Origin of the sequence: Methanosarcina sp. Kolksee (genome assembly GCF_000969945.1) — an archaeon.
Taxonomy (GTDB): domain Archaea; phylum Halobacteriota; class Methanosarcinia; order Methanosarcinales; family Methanosarcinaceae; genus Methanosarcina; species Methanosarcina vacuolata.
On sequence record NZ_CP009524.1, the window covers coordinates 2,281,049 to 2,299,082 of the forward strand.

The window sequence follows — 18,034 nt, forward strand, 5'->3', positions numbered from 1 at the left end:
TCTAATTCTCAGACAATTTTTTTGGTAAGGAGATCTGCATTTCAGAATCCTTGATGAAAATTAAGCTTTTTTAAGGGCTTCAAGTACGGCTTTTCCAAATGCATCAGCACTTGCAGGATCTCGCCCTGTGACCACACGACCCGAAACCACTACTTCCCTGTCCAGATAGATAACCCCGTGTTCCTTCAGTTCACGTACAGTATCAGGACTTTTGAAGACTGTGCTCTCTTTGCCCTTCAAGATGCCTGTTCTTGCCAGTACTACAGGGGAAATACAGATTGCGGAGATCACCTTTTTCAGGTCATCAGCTCCTTTTACGAGCGCCTGCAGAGCTTTGCTATCCCACAGGTATTTTCTAGAGCCTGAACCCCCTGAGATTACTATTGCATCATAGTCGTCAATTCTGGCGTCTGAGATCGCGATATCAGGCTTGATTGTTCCTCCGAGCGTCCCTTTAGCCGTTTTCTTAGATTCGGCTGCAACAGTAACTTTTAATCCTGCAGCCTCAAAAAGCTGTTTCGGAACAAAACATTCCTCGTCCCTGAATTGCTCCTGAGCGATTACAAGCAGGATTTTCTTATCTTTATACTCGGTTTCTGTCATCTGGTTACCTTCTGTAAACTTGAAAATTAAGAGTCGAAGAAATGAAAAGTGAATGGTTCAGTACCCCTGTTTCCTTAAGGATATGTTATAAACATATAAATGGATACTTCTTTTCGGTAGTGAACAACCTGAGAAAATCTGTGAAGATTCTGGAAAAATGTAGAAAGATTATGAGAAAAAATAGAAGAATTAATAGAAAAGTAGAAAGGTTATGGGAAAAGTAGAAAATTTATGGTAAAAAATAGAATAATTATGATAAAAGTAGAAAGATACTGAGATAGGTGTAAGAAACCAGAGAAAATACATAAAAGACTGAAAAAAATTTTAACTAGTGAACAGTTTTTTGAAGCCTGGAGATAGTTGTGAAAAAATGAAAAAAATGAAATACCATTGTAAAGGGTCTGAGAGTCTCAGAAAGAGTCTGGGGAAATAGAAATCAATGAGACTGTTCCGTGCCCGGTTCAAGTTATAAGGAAATACAGAACAGCGGATATCCCTGCTCCTGCAAAGGTTGCCACTAAATTGACTCCGCTGTTTGAGAGCACTCCCCTTTTCTGAAGCGTAGCCCCAAGGAAACTGTCCACATTTGTCCCGACAAACCCTCCTGCGGTTGTAATAAGGACTGTTAATATAAAATTGTCCGAGATCCCAAGTAAGTATGCAAGGACTCCTATCACTGCAGAACCGAAGATTGCAGCAAGTTCACCAAGTAACGATACGGCCCCATCTACTCCGGGTTCCGAGAGTTTGAGGGTTGTTATCATTCTTGGCCTTCCTTTTGCTGTTGTCCCTATTTCACTTGCCAGGGTATCTCCGGTAGCTGTTGCAACCGTGCCCATATAGGCATAGATGATCGGAAGACTGTGCTCCGGGAAAACCCCGTATGCTACAGCAAGGGCAAGGGCTGCTGTACTATTCGAAAATACGTTTTCGTAACTCCGGATGCCGTCTTTAGCCTGTGCAATTCCTATGGATTCTTTGTATGCATATTTATACTTTGTAAACCCGCCTCCGAGAATAAAAAACGTGAGCAGTAGCAGGTACCAGGAAAGCCCGCTGAAGACAATTATCAGGAATCCTAGAAGGGCAGCACTCAGAAGGGCAGAAACATCTGCAATCTTCGCCCTGTAAGCCAGCACACCCAGGATAAACGAGAATACAAGTGCTACTACCATTTTTTCAGGAGACACCCAGTACCTGAAATCTTCAAAAATCCACATTGTCATGCCTGCACCCAGCGGCACAGAAATATTCTTGTCTATTTTGGAGGGGATTGACTCGAAAAGAGAACCGGTAACCGCCCCGATAACAGCTATGAAGAAAATCAGGTTATATGAAACCGGCAGTTTCTGCCAGTAGACAACCCAGCTTGCGGCAAAGAATGCAGCACTAATCCGAAGTGCCAGGAAAGCCGAGCTCCAGAGTATTGAAAAACTCCTCTTTTTGATTGTCTTCCGCCTTAAATTGGAATCAGGTACAGAATCTGCTTCAGAAAAAGAGGTTTTATGGTTTCCTACTGCCGCAATCGCAAATGCGGCGAGCACTATGTAGAAAGGATAGGTATAAGAAAAGTCTCCAGAAATCACGGAAACAAAGAGCATGAGAGCCAGGGAAAAAACAAGGCTGGTAACATCTCTGTCACACAAAATAGGATTTTTAGAAAACCTTAATCCCAGAAACAGAATGACAGAGATTAGAAAAAGAAGATTAATCCCTGCAAAAGGAGCTATAAGAATGAGCAGGAGATACAGGATATGCATTACAGGAATTCCCTGGCAGAAATCCCCGTTTTTAGTGAATCTGGCAGCTCTGTTCATTATAAGACATCTTTTGTTTTTATTCATTATGGAAAGTTACATACAATAGGCTTATCTTTATAAATAAGTAGTTGTTTTTCTTTCAAAGATAATCTAAAAATATGTATCAAAATTTAAAACGATTTGTTTTAGCAGTTGTAATCAAGGAAAATTTACGCAAATACTTCAAGTCCTATAGAGATTAGTCGATGAATAAAATAACTTTTGCCTCACATTTTATTATTCAAGGTTTCTCTTCTTCGCAGTATCTCAAATTTGCTGTTAATTTGAAGTCCAGTTTTTGTATACTATAGAAAAAACTGATTTCAGATATGGAATTTTCTACCCGATGATTTATTGAAATTTGAGAGTTTACAATAAAAATTGACACACTGCCTTTATGTTTCTTTCTATAAATTATTTAAAATTCTAATCCATAAATATAACCAGAATAAATTGTATATTATTTATAGCCAGCAAAGCTGGATGCTACATATTATGCGGTGAGGGATAAGTATGGAAAACTACGACCTTATTATAATAGGTACGGGTTCTGCAATGAACTACATAAATCCTATTTTTGATTCAAAACCGAAAATGAGAGTTGCCGTTATCGACAAAGATGAACCAGGCGGGATCTGTCTTACCAGAGGGTGTATTCCTTCAAAAATCCTGCTTTATCCTGCCGAACTAATCCGGGAAATTGAAACTGCATCTATTTTTGGAATTAAGCTTGAAATAAAAGACATCGATTTCCTTGCCATTATGGAAAGGATGCGCAGGAGAATTGGAGAAGACATAGAGGCAATAAGGAATAGTTTGGCCGATGACCCGTATCTTGATTACTATCACGAAAGTGCGGAGTTTATCTCACCTTATACCCTGAAAGTAGGTGAAAAAACCCTCCACTCCGACATGATCTTTCTCTGTACCGGCTCAAAACCTTCAATTCCTCCCATTAAAGGCCTCGAAGAAGCAGGATACCTTACAAGTGATACTATGCTTAAGCTCACGGAATGCCCAAAAAAGCTCGCCATCTTAGGAGGGAGTTTCATTGCAGCCGAATACGGGCATTTTTTTTCAGCTATGGGAGCCAGTGTCACAGTTATAGGAAGAAATTTCCAGTTTCTTCCAAAGGAGGAACCCGAGATCTCCAGGCTTGCCAGTATGAAGATGTCGGAGTACATGCAGATCATTACAAACCACGAAGCTATAGAGGTTAGAAAAGAAGACAACGGGCAGAAAACGGTTGTTGTGAGGGATAGAAATTCTGGAAAGGAGGTAAAAGTCACTGTAGACGAGATCCTTGTGGCAACAGGAAGAGCTCCGAATACCGATATTCTCCACCCCGAAAGAGCCGGGATCAAAACCGATACCCAGGGCTGGATTCTGGTGAACGAGTTTCTTGAGACCTCACAACCGAATATCTGGGCATTTGGGGACGCAAACGGAAAATACCTGCTAAAGCACGTAGCAAACTATGAGTCCGGAATAGTTTACCTTAATGCGGTCCTGAAAGAAAAAGTAAAGGCAGACTATCATGCCGTACCGCACGCAGTATTTTCCTGCCCTGAAATTGCTGGAGTAGGCATGAGAGAGCAAGAAGCCATAGAAAAGTATGGAGAGAAAAGAATCCTCATAGGCCTCAAGTTTTTTGAAGATACTGCAAAAGGATCGGCTATGGAAATAAGGGATTATTTCGTAAAAGTGATTCTGGATTCGGAGGAAGAAAAAATCCTGGGAGCCCACATAATAGGCCCTCATGCTTCAGTCCTGATCCATCAGATAATTCCTCTCATGTATACGGAGTCAAGAAGTCCTGAACCAATAATGCAGGGTATGGATATTCATCCTTCCCTGAACGAAGTTGTAACCAGGGCATTTTATTCGCGGCTGCCGCCTGAACATTATCATCACTTTCTTAAACATATCGGGCTTGAGGACTGAAAATGTCTACCCAATGAGACTGAAAAGATCTGCCCAATGAGACTGAAAAGACCTACCCAATGAGGACTGAAAATATCTACTCAATGAGACTGAAAATCTATAATTGTTTAATAACTCAAGTCTCTACACTTTCTTTCTTCACACTATTTTTTTAAGGTCAAAAACCCACCTGCTGATGCCTGGAGCAACGTTTCCAGCCCGCCTGTACAGTACTACTTCAAGCCCCATTTTTTTGTATTCGTCAATCAGCCCAGGAATCTGAGATTCGGCTTTGAAAGTGTAGAAGTGAATATGCCCTTCCTTCCTGACAAGTTTTGTGATTTCAACAAGAAAATGGTCCATTCCATATGGTGTAGGCACTATGGCTCTATCAAACCCGCTACTTGGGACCTGAAGCTCTTTATTTTTTCCCTTGCCGGGAACTGGGCAGGCGGACATGCCAGAAAAAGCCTTATTTCCTACTTTATCACCGTTTTCGATTTTTTCACTATCTCTGACTTTTTTGCAATTCCCACTACATTCGCCATTTTGAGATTCTTTATGGGTTTTTGAATCAAGTATCTGGAAAATCTCTCCAGTCCGAAAAAGATTTTCAAAATCGTCCTGGATTACGGTTACTTGCCCTTCAAGCCTGTTAATCCGGATATTTTCTCGCAGGCAGACACAGGCATCGGGATTTATTTCGATAGCATAAACCCTTGCCCCTTTTCCTGCAGCAGGAAGTACAAAAGGGCCCACTCCTGCAAAAGGGATTATGATATTTTCTCCCGACTTGATTTTTGAAGCTACCCGCCTTCTCTCAGAGTATAGACGGGGATTAAAAAAGACTTTTTTGACGTCCAGCTTATAGGCATAGCCGTTTTCCCTGTGAATAGTCTCAGTCGTGTCCCCAAGCAGAAGCTCAAAGTCCGCAACTCTGTGCTCTCCTTCGAGTTTGCTCACCTTATTAAGCACGGCCCGCGTATTACCTCGCATGGAAAATAGCTTTGAGGCAATAGCTTCTTTATAAGCCCCAAGTTCCGGAGGAATCGAGATTACGGCCACGTTCCCGATATAATCAAAACGTTTCGGAACCATGGGAAGCAGGGGCTCTTCAACTATTCCTCTCATTGCATCTCGCAAGCTCACCTTTTTTCGGAAACTCATTCATATGCCTCTACTTATCAGATTGCAAACTTTCACTTTAGATTTTAGTTTCAGATCTTAGTTTCAGATTTTAGTTCTGCTTTTAGGAAGCATTTTTAATATATGCTTTTTGGGAAAAGGCTGAGATAGTATGGAAAAAGATAAAGCCCAGAAGAAAGCTTAAACGGCTATTCCTTAATAATGCAGGCAGGATTATTTCCCATGAAAATTGTTATAGAGACTCCGAAATACAGTTTCTGGAAATATAACAAAACCGAAAATGGCTATGAAAGGGTTTTCTTTTCCCCTCTGCCCACAATTTTCAATTACGGTTTTGTAGAAGGAACGGAAAGTGCAGATGGCATGGAAGAAGATGTGGTAGTTTTAGGGCCCCGCCTGTCAAAAGGAAGTACACTTAAAAGGGATGCTTTTGACGGAATGGTAAAGTTCCTGGACGATTCGGTCAGGGACGATAAGAAAATCGTATATATCAGCGGGTTTCGCTCTTCTGTTCTGATTGCTTATTACTTCAGGCTTTATGCTCTTTTTAAAGTTTTCTTGTATGCTTTTCGCGAGGGAAGAATTGCAACTTGCAGGTTTGAAGGAATCGAATTCCGAAAATTGCGCTGAGACTTTTAGACCTTTGCCTTTATTTTTAAATTCATACACTTATATTTTAATTGCATATTCAGTCCGCTTCAGGTTCATCTTCAAGTATAAAGATACGTACACCTGCGGCACTTAATTTTACTGACTTGATGCCTTTCAGACAGCTTTCTTTTCGTTTGTAACTGGCTTAAAGCTATAACCTGCCCGATTCTTGCCCTCAACCTGAAGCGATATCTTCCGACTTCGTCTGTAATAAAACAAGTTAGAATTTGTAGTAATATTGTGGGCCAACTGGGGCCAACTGTATACTATATATAATTGAAATAAAAAAAAATTAAAAAAGCGAAATAATTTTGGGATAAAACATATGTGGAATTTGGGTGAACTTAATATAAACTCCTGATTGACAAAAAAGTAAAGAGAAATTTCGAAGAGGTTGAGTCGAAGAAGTTATAGAAACTGAGTATATAAAATATTAAAGAGTATCTCAGCCTTATTTTTCTCAATAGAACTTAGAAAAGTACTAATAATTTAAAGAAGCTTAAAAAAAAGGTGCTTTAAATATGCCTTTTCATGTGATGCTTATCCCGACCCTTGGTTGTCCTGCTAACTGCAGCTACTGCTGGAGTTCCGAAGAAAAGTCCCCGATAATGAGCATTGAAACAATAAAAGAAGTGGTTGAGTGGCTTAAAACTTTTAGAGGAGATGCCGTAACTTTCACTTTCCACGGTGGAGAACCACTTCTGGCAGGGGCAGAATTTTATCGGGAAGCATTGCCTCTTCTGGTTGAGGGGTTGAGTCCCAGGAAAATCGCGTTTGCGATACAGACAAACCTCTGGAAAATGACCCCTGAGATAGCCGAAATTTTTGCGGAGTATGGAGTTCCGATAGGCTCCAGCCTGGACGGCCCAAAGGAACTTAATGACTTGCAGAGAGGAAAAGGGTACTACGACAGAACCATGAAAGGTTATGAAATTGCTAGGGAGCATGGGCTTAATGTGAGGTTTATTACCACTTTCACTTCGCATTCTGTAAAACAAAAGGAAGATATTTTCAATTTTTATCTTGAGAAAGGATTGACGCTCAAGCTGCACCCTTGCCTTCCTTCTTTAAAAGGTGACAACCCTGATAAATGGACTCTTGCTCCTGAGGAGTACGGAGAATTGTTAATCTATCTTCTGGACAGATACCTGGAAAACCTGGGCCGTATTGACGTTATGAACATTGATCAGCTGTGCAAATGTGTATTCACAGGCAGGGGAACGGTCTGCACTTATGTAGATTGCATGGGAGATACCTTTGCAGTCGGTCCTGACGGAGATATATATCCCTGCTATCGTTTTATAGGAATGCCCGAATATGTCATGGGCAATGTTTATGACCGGCCGAGCATGGCAGACCTGGCTCAATCCGAAGCCTGGAAGAAAATGCACCAGTTTAAAGAATATGTGGACACTGCATGCAGCAAATGCGCCCATATCAAATATTGCAGAGGCGGGTGCCCATACAATGCAATAGTGCCCACCGATGGCGAAATAAAGGGTGTAGACCCGCACTGCACCGCCTACAAGATGATTTTTGATGAAATAAACAAGCGTGTCAATGATGAAATGTTTGGGGGTTCAGGTATGGATAATATGTTTATGCCCCAGACAATGAAGCCCTCAAAACCAGGAATAATGTCCCTCATGCTTAAGAAACTCTGAAACAAGCTCAAAATGTATGGGATTATGAACTTGTATGAAATCTATGAAGTAGCCACATTTTTGAAATAAAAAGGGATTTTAGAGGTATTATTGATGAAAGAAAGTTTGAAAATTGTAGCAATGCTCTTTGTTGTTGCTACTGTTGTCTTTGCAGCCGGATGTTCCGAAAAGACAACAAATCAAGGAAACGAAACTTCCGAAAATGTAGTTTCAGAAGACGAAGTTTCAGGTAATGAAACTCCAGGTATCTCAAACCAGACCGCTCCAGCAGTAGCAGAAACACCCTCCTCTGTTGAAGCATCAAACGTAACCGAAAAAACCAATGAAACTGTTGCGGAAGGCAATAACACTGAAAAAACTGAAAATATAACAGAACCTGTAATCAGGAAATCAACTTACGTAGCCCCGCATCAACCCAGTTCGGAAGCAAACCAGATAACCTATACTACATACAATAACAGCAAAAGTAATACATCAACTGCTTCAAATCAGGGTACTCTAAAGATTATATCAAATGGAACAAACACAACTCAGGGAAACACGACTACGACCAGTGATCCGCTGCGAAAACAAAAGATTGCTCAGAATCACACATCCAGTAATGGAACTATAAGTGTCTGAACTACAAGCAACATACTATAAAGCATCCGCGAATGGCAACGAAAACAGAATTTGACCTGTGATTTGACCTGTGATTTGACCTGTGATTTGACCTGTGATTTGACCTGTGATTTGACCTGTGATTTGACCTGTGATTTGACCTGTGATTTGACCTGTGATTTGACCTCGTTTTCTTTTTAATTCTCTATTTTTATTAGTTGAGAGAGTCGTAATAGTCAAAAAACTATTGAATTTATATTGACAAGTTACATATTTTATTTCTTTTTATGTCATCAAGGCTCTTCGCTATTTCGAGTGGGTAACTTACATCTAGCTCCTGAATGTTGAAGTATCATATATAAGGCATGAAAAAAATTGTTGTTGAAAAATCACATTCAAGCTTGATGTTTTCATGTTTTATCTGAATACTTTTTAGTAAGCAATTATTTTCAACCCACGCAAAACAGCGGAGAGCCAATAACTTTAAATAAATAATATCCCTATTAAGCTACGAATGAAAAAACAAATGATTCATTGAGATTAATAAATTAGCTCTTGAATGGATAAGTTAGAAGATTACGGAGTCAGCAAAATCTGAGAGAGCTATTTTCAGAGGAAAGCTATGAGATCTTTTACAGATGAAGAAAGAGAGATTATAAGAAGGAAAATTATAGACCGGGGCAAAGATTGCTTTGCAAGATACGGGATCAAGAAAACAAGCATTGAAGATCTTACTAAAGACCTGGGAATTGCAAAGAGTTCTTTTTATTCATTTTTCAGTAGTAAAGAGGATCTCTTTCTACAGATATTTAAAGAAGAGCGAGAAGCTTTAAAGGACAACTTACTCGAAAATTCATTCCTGAAATACAGGACAGAACCTGATAAAGCTGTAAGAGCTTACCTCCATTACTTGCTGAATATAGTGAATAACCACCCAGTCTGGAAAAAAGTTTTCATAGAAAAAGAGTACGTTGAGCTGACACTCTTCCTGTCTTCGGAAGAAAAAATTAGAAATATTCATAGAGAAAACGTGGCAATGATTCTGCCTTTTTTTGAAGAGTGGGCAGATGCTGGTCTCCTTATAGACAAAAATGCCAGGATTCTTGCCGAAACCACATGCGCGGTTTTTTCCCTCACACGTTTCAGGAACGAAATTGGGGATGAGGATTTCCCGAAGATTATGGATTTTTTTATTGATCTCCTGGCAGAAAATATTGTAAAAAAAGACGAGTAGAGCTAATAAAAGGACAGTGTGTCAATTTTTCTGTAAAATCAGAAATCTAAATAAGTTATTGGGTCGAAAATTCCAAATCGGAAGATCAATTTTGTTCATAGTACTCAAAAACTTGACTTCAAATTTACAGCAAATTTGAGACAATGCCAATAAAAGAGATATGTAGAGCTAATAAAAGGGATGAAGAGAATCCCCTTAAGAGAAAACAGGCTTTTTGAAAAAAACCTGATCATTATCAATAATGTGTATAAGGTGTTTGAATGAAACACATTTTATCTGTTTGTCCAGAGTGCAAAAAAGTTATTGATTCCATTATGTTTGAAGAAAACGGCAAAATAATGTTGAAAAAAACTTGCCCCGAACATGGAACATTTATGGACATTTACTGGTCGGACAGCAAACTATACGACAGGTTCAGACGCTATTCTTATGTGGGCAATGGAGTTTCCAGTGAGTCGACTCTTACTTCTAATGGCTGTCCCTGGGACTGCGGAATTTGCTCCAAACATAAAACAGGGACTTTGCTTGCAAACATCGATGTTACCAATCGTTGTAATCTTAGTTGTCCAGTGTGCTTTGCTAATGCCAAAGCAAGTGGCTTTATATACGAGCCAGATTTTGAACAGATAAGAGAAATGCTGCTGACTCTCCGGAATCAAAAACCTGTTCCCTGCTATGCCGTCCAATTTGCTGGAGGAGAGCCTACAGTCCGGGAAGACCTTCCGAAAATTATCGAAACGGCTCAAGAGCTTGGGTTTACACAGATCCAGATTGCAACTAATGGTGTCAGGCTCGCAAAAAGCCAGGAATACTGTGAAGCTTTAAAGAACGCAGGGCTCCATACTGTATATCTATCTTTTGACGGAGTCTCAGAAGAACCATACATAAAAAATCGAGGATTTAATGCCCTTCCTGTAAAACAAAAAGCTATTGAAAATTGCAGGCAGACCGGCCTGAGTAGTGTTGTGCTCGTGCCCACCCTGATAAAAGGCGTTAATGACCACCAGGTTGGAGATATTGTCCGCTTTGCGGCTAGAAATGAGGACGTAGTGAGAGGAGTAAATTTCCAGCCTGTAGCATTCGCAGGCCGCATTGATCAGGCCATGCGAAAAGAACAGAGAATAACAATTCCTGATCTAGTATCACTCCTGGAAGAACAAACCGATGGAGAAATTCCCAGCTCAGCCTGGTATCCTGCATCTGCCGCAGTCCCCATCATCCGATTCGTGAGTGCGGTGCGAAAGGTCCCGCTTCCTGAGTTCACAGTGCATCCTCTCTGTGGAGCTGCCACTTATGTCTTTGAGAGAGAGGGAAGATTAATTCCTATAAACGAGTTCGTAGACGTGGATGGGTTACTTGAGTTCCTTGAAAGTATTACTCCAGAATTTAAGGGGCAAGGTTCTAACGTAACGAAACTTGCAAAAGTTCTCCGCAATGTACCGCGCTACATTGATGAAGCCAGGAGTCCAAAGGACCTTAAGATAGTCTCCCTCATAAATAATTTTCTTAAAAACGGTACAAGAGAGCATGCTGCTCAATTTCACAGAAAATCACTTTTCCTCGGAGCTATGCACTTTCAGGACCTCTACAACCTGGATCTGGAAAGGGTTGAACACTGCGGAATCCACTATGCTACTCCTGATGGCAAAGTGATTCCCTTCTGCACTTATAACAATTTTCATAGAGAAGGAGTGGAGGCAAAGTATTCAAAACAATATAGGAAAAACATGGAGTTTGATAAGAAAACCCTGGGTGTTATGGAAAGAGAAGCACCTTGATTTCTCCTACAAAGGAAAGAATGAAAATTTTCTAAAAGGCAAAAATATAATTCGGTGGTGTAATACAAAATATTTATATTAGATAAAAAATTAACTGAATGAAATTTTTATATCGAATAAATTGGTTCAATAGAGCCAATAACTTTAACTGGACAAATACATTAATTGTGAAAACTATTCAGAAGAGTAACCATACAAAATGTAAATCTGAATTCAAATCTGATCTTTCTGAGGAAGAAGTTAGAGATGAAAACTAGACCTCGGAAATTCAAAAAATATTATTCATTGACCGAAAAATAAAAGTTTAAAATTATAACGGTTAAAAAGAACTTTCAGGACTCTATTTAAGTAATCAGTAGAAACCCTCAGAGCCTTTGGCACATGCATGAAACATGAGAAACTTTATACTGGTGTTAAAGATTTTCATGGAAAATAATGTGGCATTATACTGTGATGCCTTTCGGTTCATGCCACAGCATTTGCAAGAAAGAAGATTTCTACTGGTTAAGCATTATATATTAATTTTAAAATGTACAGGTGAGCTGGTGAGCCTTAATATAAACAGATATAAATGTGGATACTGTGGTGCCTGTGTGGGAGTCTGCCCTAAAGGAGCACTCGAACTTGTAGAGACCTGGGTCGAAGTAGACGAAAGTACGTGCATTACGTGCGGGATATGCGATCGAATCTGCCCTGTCGGAGCAATTGAGGTAATGAAATGAAGGACAGTTATGATGTTTTAGTTATAGGAGCAGGGCCTGCAGGTTCCATTGCCGCCAGAACTGCAGCCGAAAAAGGGCTGGATGTACTTTTAATCGAAAAACGCCAGGAGATAGGTGACCCTGTACGCTGTGCCGAAGGCGTGAGCAAAGTATATCTCAAAAAACACGTGGAAATTGACAATAGATGGATTTGTGCTGACCTTAATGCCTCCCATATTTACGCGCCGGACGGTACAAAGATAGAGATGGCAGAAGAAATTGCTGGTGGAGAAGTAGGCTACGTCCTTGAGAGAAAAGTGTTTGACCGGGCACTTGCAGAACAGGCCGCCAAAGCCGGGGCGGAAGTGAGGGTAAAAACCAGAGCAACCGGACTTATCATTGAAGACGATTTTGTCAAAGGAGCCAGGCTCATGCATCTTGGAAAAGAATACGATGTACGGGCCAAGATAGTAATAGGTGCTGATGGTGTAGAATCAAAGGTAGGCAGATGGGCAGGCATCGATACCTCTTTAAAGCCGATAGATATAGAAACATGTGCCCAGTACCTGATAGCTGGATTGAACATAGACCAGCACCACTGCGAATTTTACATAGGTAATGAAATTGCACCGGGCGGCTATATATGGGTCTTTCCGAAAGGCGGTGGAAAAGCCAATGTAGGGATCGGGATTCTCGGGAGCAAGACTGGAAAATTCAAACCAAGACCTGTAGACTATCTTAACAAATTTCTGGAAACGAAATTTCCCGATGCCAGGATAGTCGAGATGGTTTTCGGAGGAGTTCCGGTTTCTGGGAGCATTGAGAAAACTTCTACTAACGGACTTATGCTGATCGGAGACGCTGCCCGCCAATCCGACCCTATCACAGGCGGCGGAATTCTTAACGCAATGGACGCTGGAAAGATGGCAGGAGAAGCTGCATATGCAGCTATATCCGCAGGAGATGTCTCCTTCGAAAAACTCGAAGAAGTTTATGAGAAACCATGGAGAGCAACCCTGGGTCACGAAATAGACATGAGCCTCATCGTAAAGAATTGCTTTATCAATCTAAGCGACGAGGACCTCAATTCGCTTGCGTATTCCCTGAAAAATGTAAAATTCGAGAGAATGAGCCTTCTTGACCTGTTACAGGCCCTCTTTAAAGCCAATAAAAAACTTCTCTGGGACCTTCGAGTACTTTTCAAAGACGCCGCAAAAGAAGTGGTAAAGAATAAGCTGAACGCAGACTAAATGTAATATAGAGTAAGATGTAACGCCTGGAAGCCCAGGCACTTTCTTCCATTTATTAGACTTTTTTTAGGAAAACCGAAGCAGAATCCCCGCATTTCCAAACGTGGGATGAATGCGCAATCTGTCTCAGCATCACGTTTTTTGAGCAAATTAGCTCTCCTGAGAGCGTTGAAAATATAACCATTTTCCAGGGATTACTCCGCTTGAGCGAACGAAGTGAGCGAAACGGTACCATCCTCCCGAAACGGGACTCGTGAAGCGAAACTTTTGTGTTCATAAATTACCCCGCTTGAGCGAACGAAGTGAGCGAAACGGTACCGTCCTCCCGAAACGGGACTCGTGAAGCGAAACTTTTGTGTTCATAAATTACCCCGCTTGAGCGAACGAAGTGAGCGAAACGGCCCCGTCCTCCCGAGACGGGACTCGGGTGATGGGACTCGGGTGACGGGAATCAGGTGACGGGAATCAGGTGACGGGACTCGGGCGATTACTTGCTCCAGAACTCGGGCGTAAAAAGTAGAATTACAGTATAGACTTCAAGCCTACCAATCCACATATTTGCAATAAGGACCAGTTTACCCAGAGGTGGAATAGGAGCAAAACTGCCCATTGGACCTACGACATTCAGCCCCGGCCCTATATTACCAAGCGTAGCTATGGACGCAGTAAATGAAGTTATAATGTCCATGCCCAGAACCGAGAGAATCAGGGTGCTTAAGAGAAAGACAAGCAGATATATGACAACAAATGAAACAATCGAATTGACAATCTCATCGGGCACATTTTTATTGTTAAATTTAACGGCTTTTATGGCTCTCGGATGAATAGCTTTGAATAACTCCGCTCGACTGTGCCTGAGGAGAATAAGAACACGCACAACCTTCATGCCTCCACCTGTAGAACCGGCGCAGCCTCCAATAAACATCACCACTATAAGTACCATTTTGGCAGAATCGGACCAGAGATTAAAATCTGTTGTCGCAAATCCTGTACTTGTCATGATCGAAACTATCTGAAAAATGGCAAATCTGAAGGAGTTAAAAAATCCTGTGCCCATATCCCGCCAGAGCAGAATAGCAAGAATCGCGGTTGCTGAAAGGACCAGGACTGTATAGAAACGGAATTCATCGTCTTTAAAAAGAAACTTTTTGTCTATGTAAATTGCCCGATAGTGAAGCGCAAAGTTTGCACCGGCAATGAACATGAAAAAGGTTATTATGAACTCAATAAGAGGGCTATTAAAAGCTTCAACGCTCAGAGCGTAATTGGAAAAACCTCCACATGCCATTGTAGTAAAAGTATGATTAACAGAATCATAAAGGGAGACTCCCGCAAGCAGGAGGACAATAACCTGAAGAAGGGAAATTGCAAAGTAAACTACCCAGAGAATTCTTGCAGTTTCCTTTACCCTTGGCTTTAGTTTATCCTCAGTAGGCCCAGGCGCTTCGGCCCGAAAAAGCTGGCGGCCTGCAACTCCGAGTTTGGGGAGGATAGCGATGAAAAGCACAATAATACCCATGCCACCAAGCCACTGGATCATTCCTCTCCAGAAAAGGATGCCTTTTGGATGGCTTTCTATGTCAGTAAGAATTGTTGAACCTGTAGTGGTAAATCCGGACATGGATTCAAAGATAGCGTTTAAGGGAGAAATCCCATCCAGCATGAAAGGAATTGCACCGAAAACAGCGGCTGCAAGCCAGCTCAGGGCAACGATTGCAAAACCCTCTTTGCGCATCCATTCTTCTTCAGTCTTATAAGTGAGCAGGAGAAAACCTGCAAGGGTAGTTATTAGAATCGAGACCAAGAAAGGAGTTAAACTCTCTCCGTAATAATATGCAACTCCGAGAGGGACTACCATGATCAGTCCCAGGAGCCGGAGCACACCACCAAGTGCATATAAGACAACTCTAAAATTCATGTGGGCCCTCGATTTTAAAAACTAATAGGCTTGTTTGAATTTTTTATATCTCTTTTTACTTAAAAAATTTCTCCACTGCCGAAACCGCGGAAGAAAGCGCAAAAACTATTACCCTATCGCCTTCTCGAATTATGGAATCTCCTCTAGGTATGATGATGTCATCATTATGAACAATAGTGGTAACGATTGCATCTTTAGGGAACTTGACCTTGTTGAGGGATTTTCCTATAATTTTTGAATACTTTGAAGTCGTGTACTCTATGATTTCCGCCTTTTCGCCTTCCAGCATGGTAAGCTTTTCGATACCTTTTCCCATTGTAAGCTTAAGCACTTCATTTACGGTTGCTTCCCTGGGGCTGACTGCCATATCAATCCCAATCATTTCAAAAAGAGGCACATAGTCAGGGCGGTCAGCTCTTGCGATCACTTTCTTTGCCCCCATTTGCTTTGCCAGAAGCGAGCACAGAAGATTTTTTTCGTCATTGTCCGTAACTGCAAGCACGACATCCATATCTTCGATATTCTCTTCCCTCAGAAGGTTGACGTCAGTGCCATCCCCATTTAAAATAAGAGCGTTTTCCAGCATCTCTGCCACTTCTATGCAGCGATTCTTCCTGTACTCGATAATCTTAAGGTCGGCATTCTCATCTTTGTCTATCAATTTGGCAAGATAAAAACCCACAATACCGCAGCCTATCAGGAGAATTCTATTTCTGTGAGGTTCTACGTTCCCAAAGACACGGCCAAGTTCTTCCAGAGCTCTGGGCTTGCCTACAACTACCATATGGTCGTTTGCCTTAATTAGATCATTTCCATGAGGAATAATTATTTCATGTTCTCGAAAAATCGCACTGACAATGCAGCAATCATCAAGCATGAGATCCTGGATTTGCTTTCCTACAAGTTTGTTGTCAGGACGGATGGCAAATTCCATCATCTGAACTTTTCCTCCGGCAAAGACCTCTGTATCTATAGCTGACGGGCTCGAAAGGACCTCGGCAACCTCCGAGGCGAGCGCAAGTTCAGGACAGATCATTGTATCGACTCCAACCTGAGACCTTGAAGTTATAGGCACATCGATATAATCAGGGTTGCTAACCCTTGCAATTGTCTTTGTTTCTTTCCATCCTGGATGAGACCTTATGATAAGTTTTGCAGTCATACAGGCAACAATATTGACTTCATCAACACCTGTGACAGCAACCAGAATATCCGCATCGTGAATAATATTGGCAAGAATATCAGCGTTTGCACCATTTCCCTCCAGAACCTGTACATCGAGTTCATCGGCCCTTCGTGCGACATCCTCATCTTTTTCGACAACAATTACATCGTGTGTGGCGGAAAGAAACTTTGCAATATGATATCCTACCTCGCCTGCCCCTATCACTATTGCTTTCATAAGGTTCCCTCGAAAAAAAAGTTTGATTCCAAATAAATTAACCTGCTTACTTAAGTATTCTTTGGAAAAGGGATCTTAAAAGGGCATATTCTAAGGAATACTCTTTATGTAGAGGAATAGCTTAAGGTTCAGAGCGTTTAAGATGTGTATTTTATTTTACACCTTAACTATGTACTCATTTGACATGAAAGTTCTTTCAAGTACTTTCATTTCTTTGTGCCTGTGATTAGAAGAATTTCATATTATCGATTGAAATTGATTTTTATAAAGTTTTATTACAAGTTAAATTCAGAATTCAAGCTCAAGCCCTACAGGACAGTGGTCCGACCCCATTATTTCACTGTAAATCGAGGAGGATTTTACGTTTTCTCTCAGATTTTCGCTTATGAAAAAATAGTCCAGGCGCCACCCTACATTTCTTTTACGTGCGCCTGTTCTCATTGACCACCAGGAATAATTTCCACCTTCGCGATTAAACATTCGAAAGGTGTCAAGATAGCCAGCAGCAAGGAATTTATCCATCCATGCCCGCTCTTCAGGAAGAAAACCGGATATCATTTCATTTTGCCTGGGACGGGCAAGATCGAGCTCTTTGTGAGCGGTATTTACATCCCCGCAAATGACAAGTCTTTTGCCTTCAGTTTTGAGGGCATTTGCGTAATCTAAAAAAGCTTCGTAAAAATTCATTTTATATTCCAGGCGTTCCAGAGAGGCTTTGCCATTGGGAAAATAGATATTCATTAAGATAAAGTCCTCAAAATCGGCCCGCAGAAAGCGGCCTTCTCTATCAAATTTTTCGATTCCCATGCCAGTTTCGAGCTTCAGGGGCTTTTTCCTGGAGAAGAGCCCAACCCCGCTGTAGCCGTTCTGTTCTGCTGAGACAAAATAATTGTGGTAGCCTGGAATGTTCTTTGCTTCTCTCGGGAGTTTATCAGGAGAAACTTTAGTTTCCTGAATGCAGACAATATCAAATTTCTGTTCCAGCAAAAGCTCAAGAAAGCCTTTTTTCATTGCAGCCCGAAGGCCGTTTACATTCCAGGAAATGAGATTATATTGACCAGACATTTTTTATCCCTAGCGATTTTTTGGAATTTTGCATTACAATAAAGGACCCGGAGAAACAGAATTTAAGCCGTTAAACTGAATTAAGTAAACAAAATTAAACTGGAAATAATTCAGAGTTTTAGTAAATAAATGCTCCCTATTCTATGCAAAAAGCCTGCTTTGAGGATCTCAAATCAGCTTTTAAAATCTCCAATCTGATACCCACTTTTTGCAACCTGCTTTTTGTAGCTACTTTTTCAGTTTATAATTGAGTCGATATAATTGAGTCGATCCCAAAACTCCAGATTGTTTATACTCTCA

The 18,034-nt window shown here is 41.0% G+C and carries 16 protein-coding genes; 8 read left to right on the top strand and 8 right to left on the bottom strand.

The genetic code is table 11. From position 1 onward, the window contains the following. Positions 1 to 60: 60 nt before the first annotated feature. Positions 61 to 603, bottom strand: a complete 543-nt coding sequence (locus tag MSKOL_RS09470; protein ID WP_048155618.1) for a DJ-1/PfpI family protein — start codon at positions 601 to 603, stop codon at positions 61 to 63. A 461-nt stretch (positions 604 to 1,064) separates the two neighbouring features. Continuing rightward, on the bottom strand, positions 1,065 to 2,420 hold the full coding sequence (locus MSKOL_RS09480; RefSeq protein WP_048155624.1) for a TIGR00297 family protein: 1,356 nt from the start codon (positions 2,418 to 2,420) through the stop codon (positions 1,065 to 1,067). A gap of 495 nt (positions 2,421 to 2,915) precedes the next feature. Here MSKOL_RS09480 and MSKOL_RS09485 point away from each other — a divergent pair, with 495 nt between their 5' ends. Beyond that, positions 2,916 to 4,346, top strand: a complete 1,431-nt coding sequence (locus MSKOL_RS09485; RefSeq protein WP_048155627.1) for a dihydrolipoyl dehydrogenase — start codon at positions 2,916 to 2,918, stop codon at positions 4,344 to 4,346. 138 nt (positions 4,347 to 4,484) lie between these two features. Here the strand turns inward: MSKOL_RS09485 and MSKOL_RS19275 are convergent, their stop codons facing one another. Further along, a complete protein-coding gene (locus MSKOL_RS19275) occupies positions 4,485 to 5,492 on the bottom strand; it encodes a class I SAM-dependent methyltransferase family protein (protein WP_048155630.1) in 1,008 nt (335 codons plus the stop codon). A 201-nt stretch (positions 5,493 to 5,693) separates the two neighbouring features. Between MSKOL_RS19275 and MSKOL_RS09495 the strand changes: the two genes are divergently transcribed. The 3 genes from MSKOL_RS09495 to MSKOL_RS18770 all read left to right on the top strand — a co-directional run bounded on the left by MSKOL_RS09495 (position 5,694) and on the right by MSKOL_RS18770 (position 8,407). Then, the gene (locus tag MSKOL_RS09495) at positions 5,694 to 6,101 is read left to right on the top strand and encodes an inorganic diphosphatase (protein ID WP_048155634.1); all 408 of its coding nucleotides are present in this window, start codon (positions 5,694 to 5,696) and stop codon (positions 6,099 to 6,101) included. Between the two features lie 542 nt (positions 6,102 to 6,643). Continuing rightward, entirely contained in the window at positions 6,644 to 7,786 is a 1,143-nt protein-coding gene (locus MSKOL_RS09500; protein WP_048120519.1) for a TIGR04083 family peptide-modifying radical SAM enzyme, read from the top strand. 93 nt (positions 7,787 to 7,879) lie between these two features. After that, the gene (locus MSKOL_RS18770) at positions 7,880 to 8,407 is read left to right on the top strand and encodes a hypothetical protein (RefSeq protein WP_052725402.1); all 528 of its coding nucleotides are present in this window, start codon (positions 7,880 to 7,882) and stop codon (positions 8,405 to 8,407) included. A gap of 15 nt (positions 8,408 to 8,422) precedes the next feature. Here MSKOL_RS18770 and MSKOL_RS20095 read toward each other — a convergent pair whose 3' ends face one another. After that, positions 8,423 to 8,626 (bottom strand): hypothetical protein, encoded by a 204-nt coding sequence (locus MSKOL_RS20095; RefSeq protein ID WP_156151028.1) that lies wholly within the window; start codon positions 8,624 to 8,626, stop codon positions 8,423 to 8,425. 382 nt (positions 8,627 to 9,008) lie between these two features. On the opposite strand from MSKOL_RS20095, the gene MSKOL_RS09510 reads away from it, so the two are divergent. The 4 genes from MSKOL_RS09510 (at position 9,009) to MSKOL_RS09525 (ending at position 13,349) form a co-directional block, all read left to right on the top strand. Next, positions 9,009 to 9,620, top strand: coding sequence for a TetR/AcrR family transcriptional regulator (locus MSKOL_RS09510; RefSeq protein WP_048120521.1), 612 nt, complete (start codon positions 9,009 to 9,011; stop codon positions 9,618 to 9,620). 260 nt (positions 9,621 to 9,880) lie between these two features. After that, positions 9,881 to 11,398: a tetraether lipid synthase Tes gene (gene tes / locus MSKOL_RS09515; RefSeq protein WP_048155636.1), complete on the top strand. Its 1,518-nt coding sequence runs from the start codon at positions 9,881 to 9,883 to the stop codon at positions 11,396 to 11,398. A gap of 545 nt (positions 11,399 to 11,943) precedes the next feature. Further along, positions 11,944 to 12,120, top strand: a complete 177-nt coding sequence (locus tag MSKOL_RS09520) for a 4Fe-4S binding protein (RefSeq protein WP_048123860.1) — start codon at positions 11,944 to 11,946, stop codon at positions 12,118 to 12,120. After that, entirely contained in the window at positions 12,117 to 13,349 is a 1,233-nt protein-coding gene (locus MSKOL_RS09525) for a digeranylgeranylglycerophospholipid reductase (protein ID WP_048155639.1), read from the top strand. The genes MSKOL_RS09520 and MSKOL_RS09525 overlap by 4 nt, the downstream gene beginning before the upstream one ends. Before the next feature lie 55 nt (positions 13,350 to 13,404). Here MSKOL_RS09525 and MSKOL_RS20100 read toward each other — a convergent pair whose 3' ends face one another. The 4 genes from MSKOL_RS20100 to MSKOL_RS09540 all read right to left on the bottom strand — a co-directional run bounded on the left by MSKOL_RS20100 (position 13,405) and on the right by MSKOL_RS09540 (position 17,734). Next, entirely contained in the window at positions 13,405 to 13,626 is a 222-nt protein-coding gene (locus MSKOL_RS20100) for a hypothetical protein (RefSeq protein ID WP_156151029.1), read from the bottom strand. A 210-nt stretch (positions 13,627 to 13,836) separates the two neighbouring features. After that, a complete protein-coding gene (locus MSKOL_RS09530) occupies positions 13,837 to 15,267 on the bottom strand; it encodes a TrkH family potassium uptake protein (RefSeq protein ID WP_048155642.1) in 1,431 nt (476 codons plus the stop codon). 55 nt (positions 15,268 to 15,322) lie between these two features. Further along, positions 15,323 to 16,669: a Trk system potassium transporter TrkA gene (gene trkA, locus MSKOL_RS09535; protein ID WP_048155645.1), complete on the bottom strand. Its 1,347-nt coding sequence runs from the start codon at positions 16,667 to 16,669 to the stop codon at positions 15,323 to 15,325. Positions 16,670 to 16,957: 288 nt separating this feature from the next. Further along, complete coding sequence (locus MSKOL_RS09540; protein ID WP_048120532.1) at positions 16,958 to 17,734, bottom strand: exodeoxyribonuclease III; 777 nt, start codon at positions 17,732 to 17,734, stop codon at positions 16,958 to 16,960. Between the last annotated feature and the right edge of the window lie 300 nt (positions 17,735 to 18,034).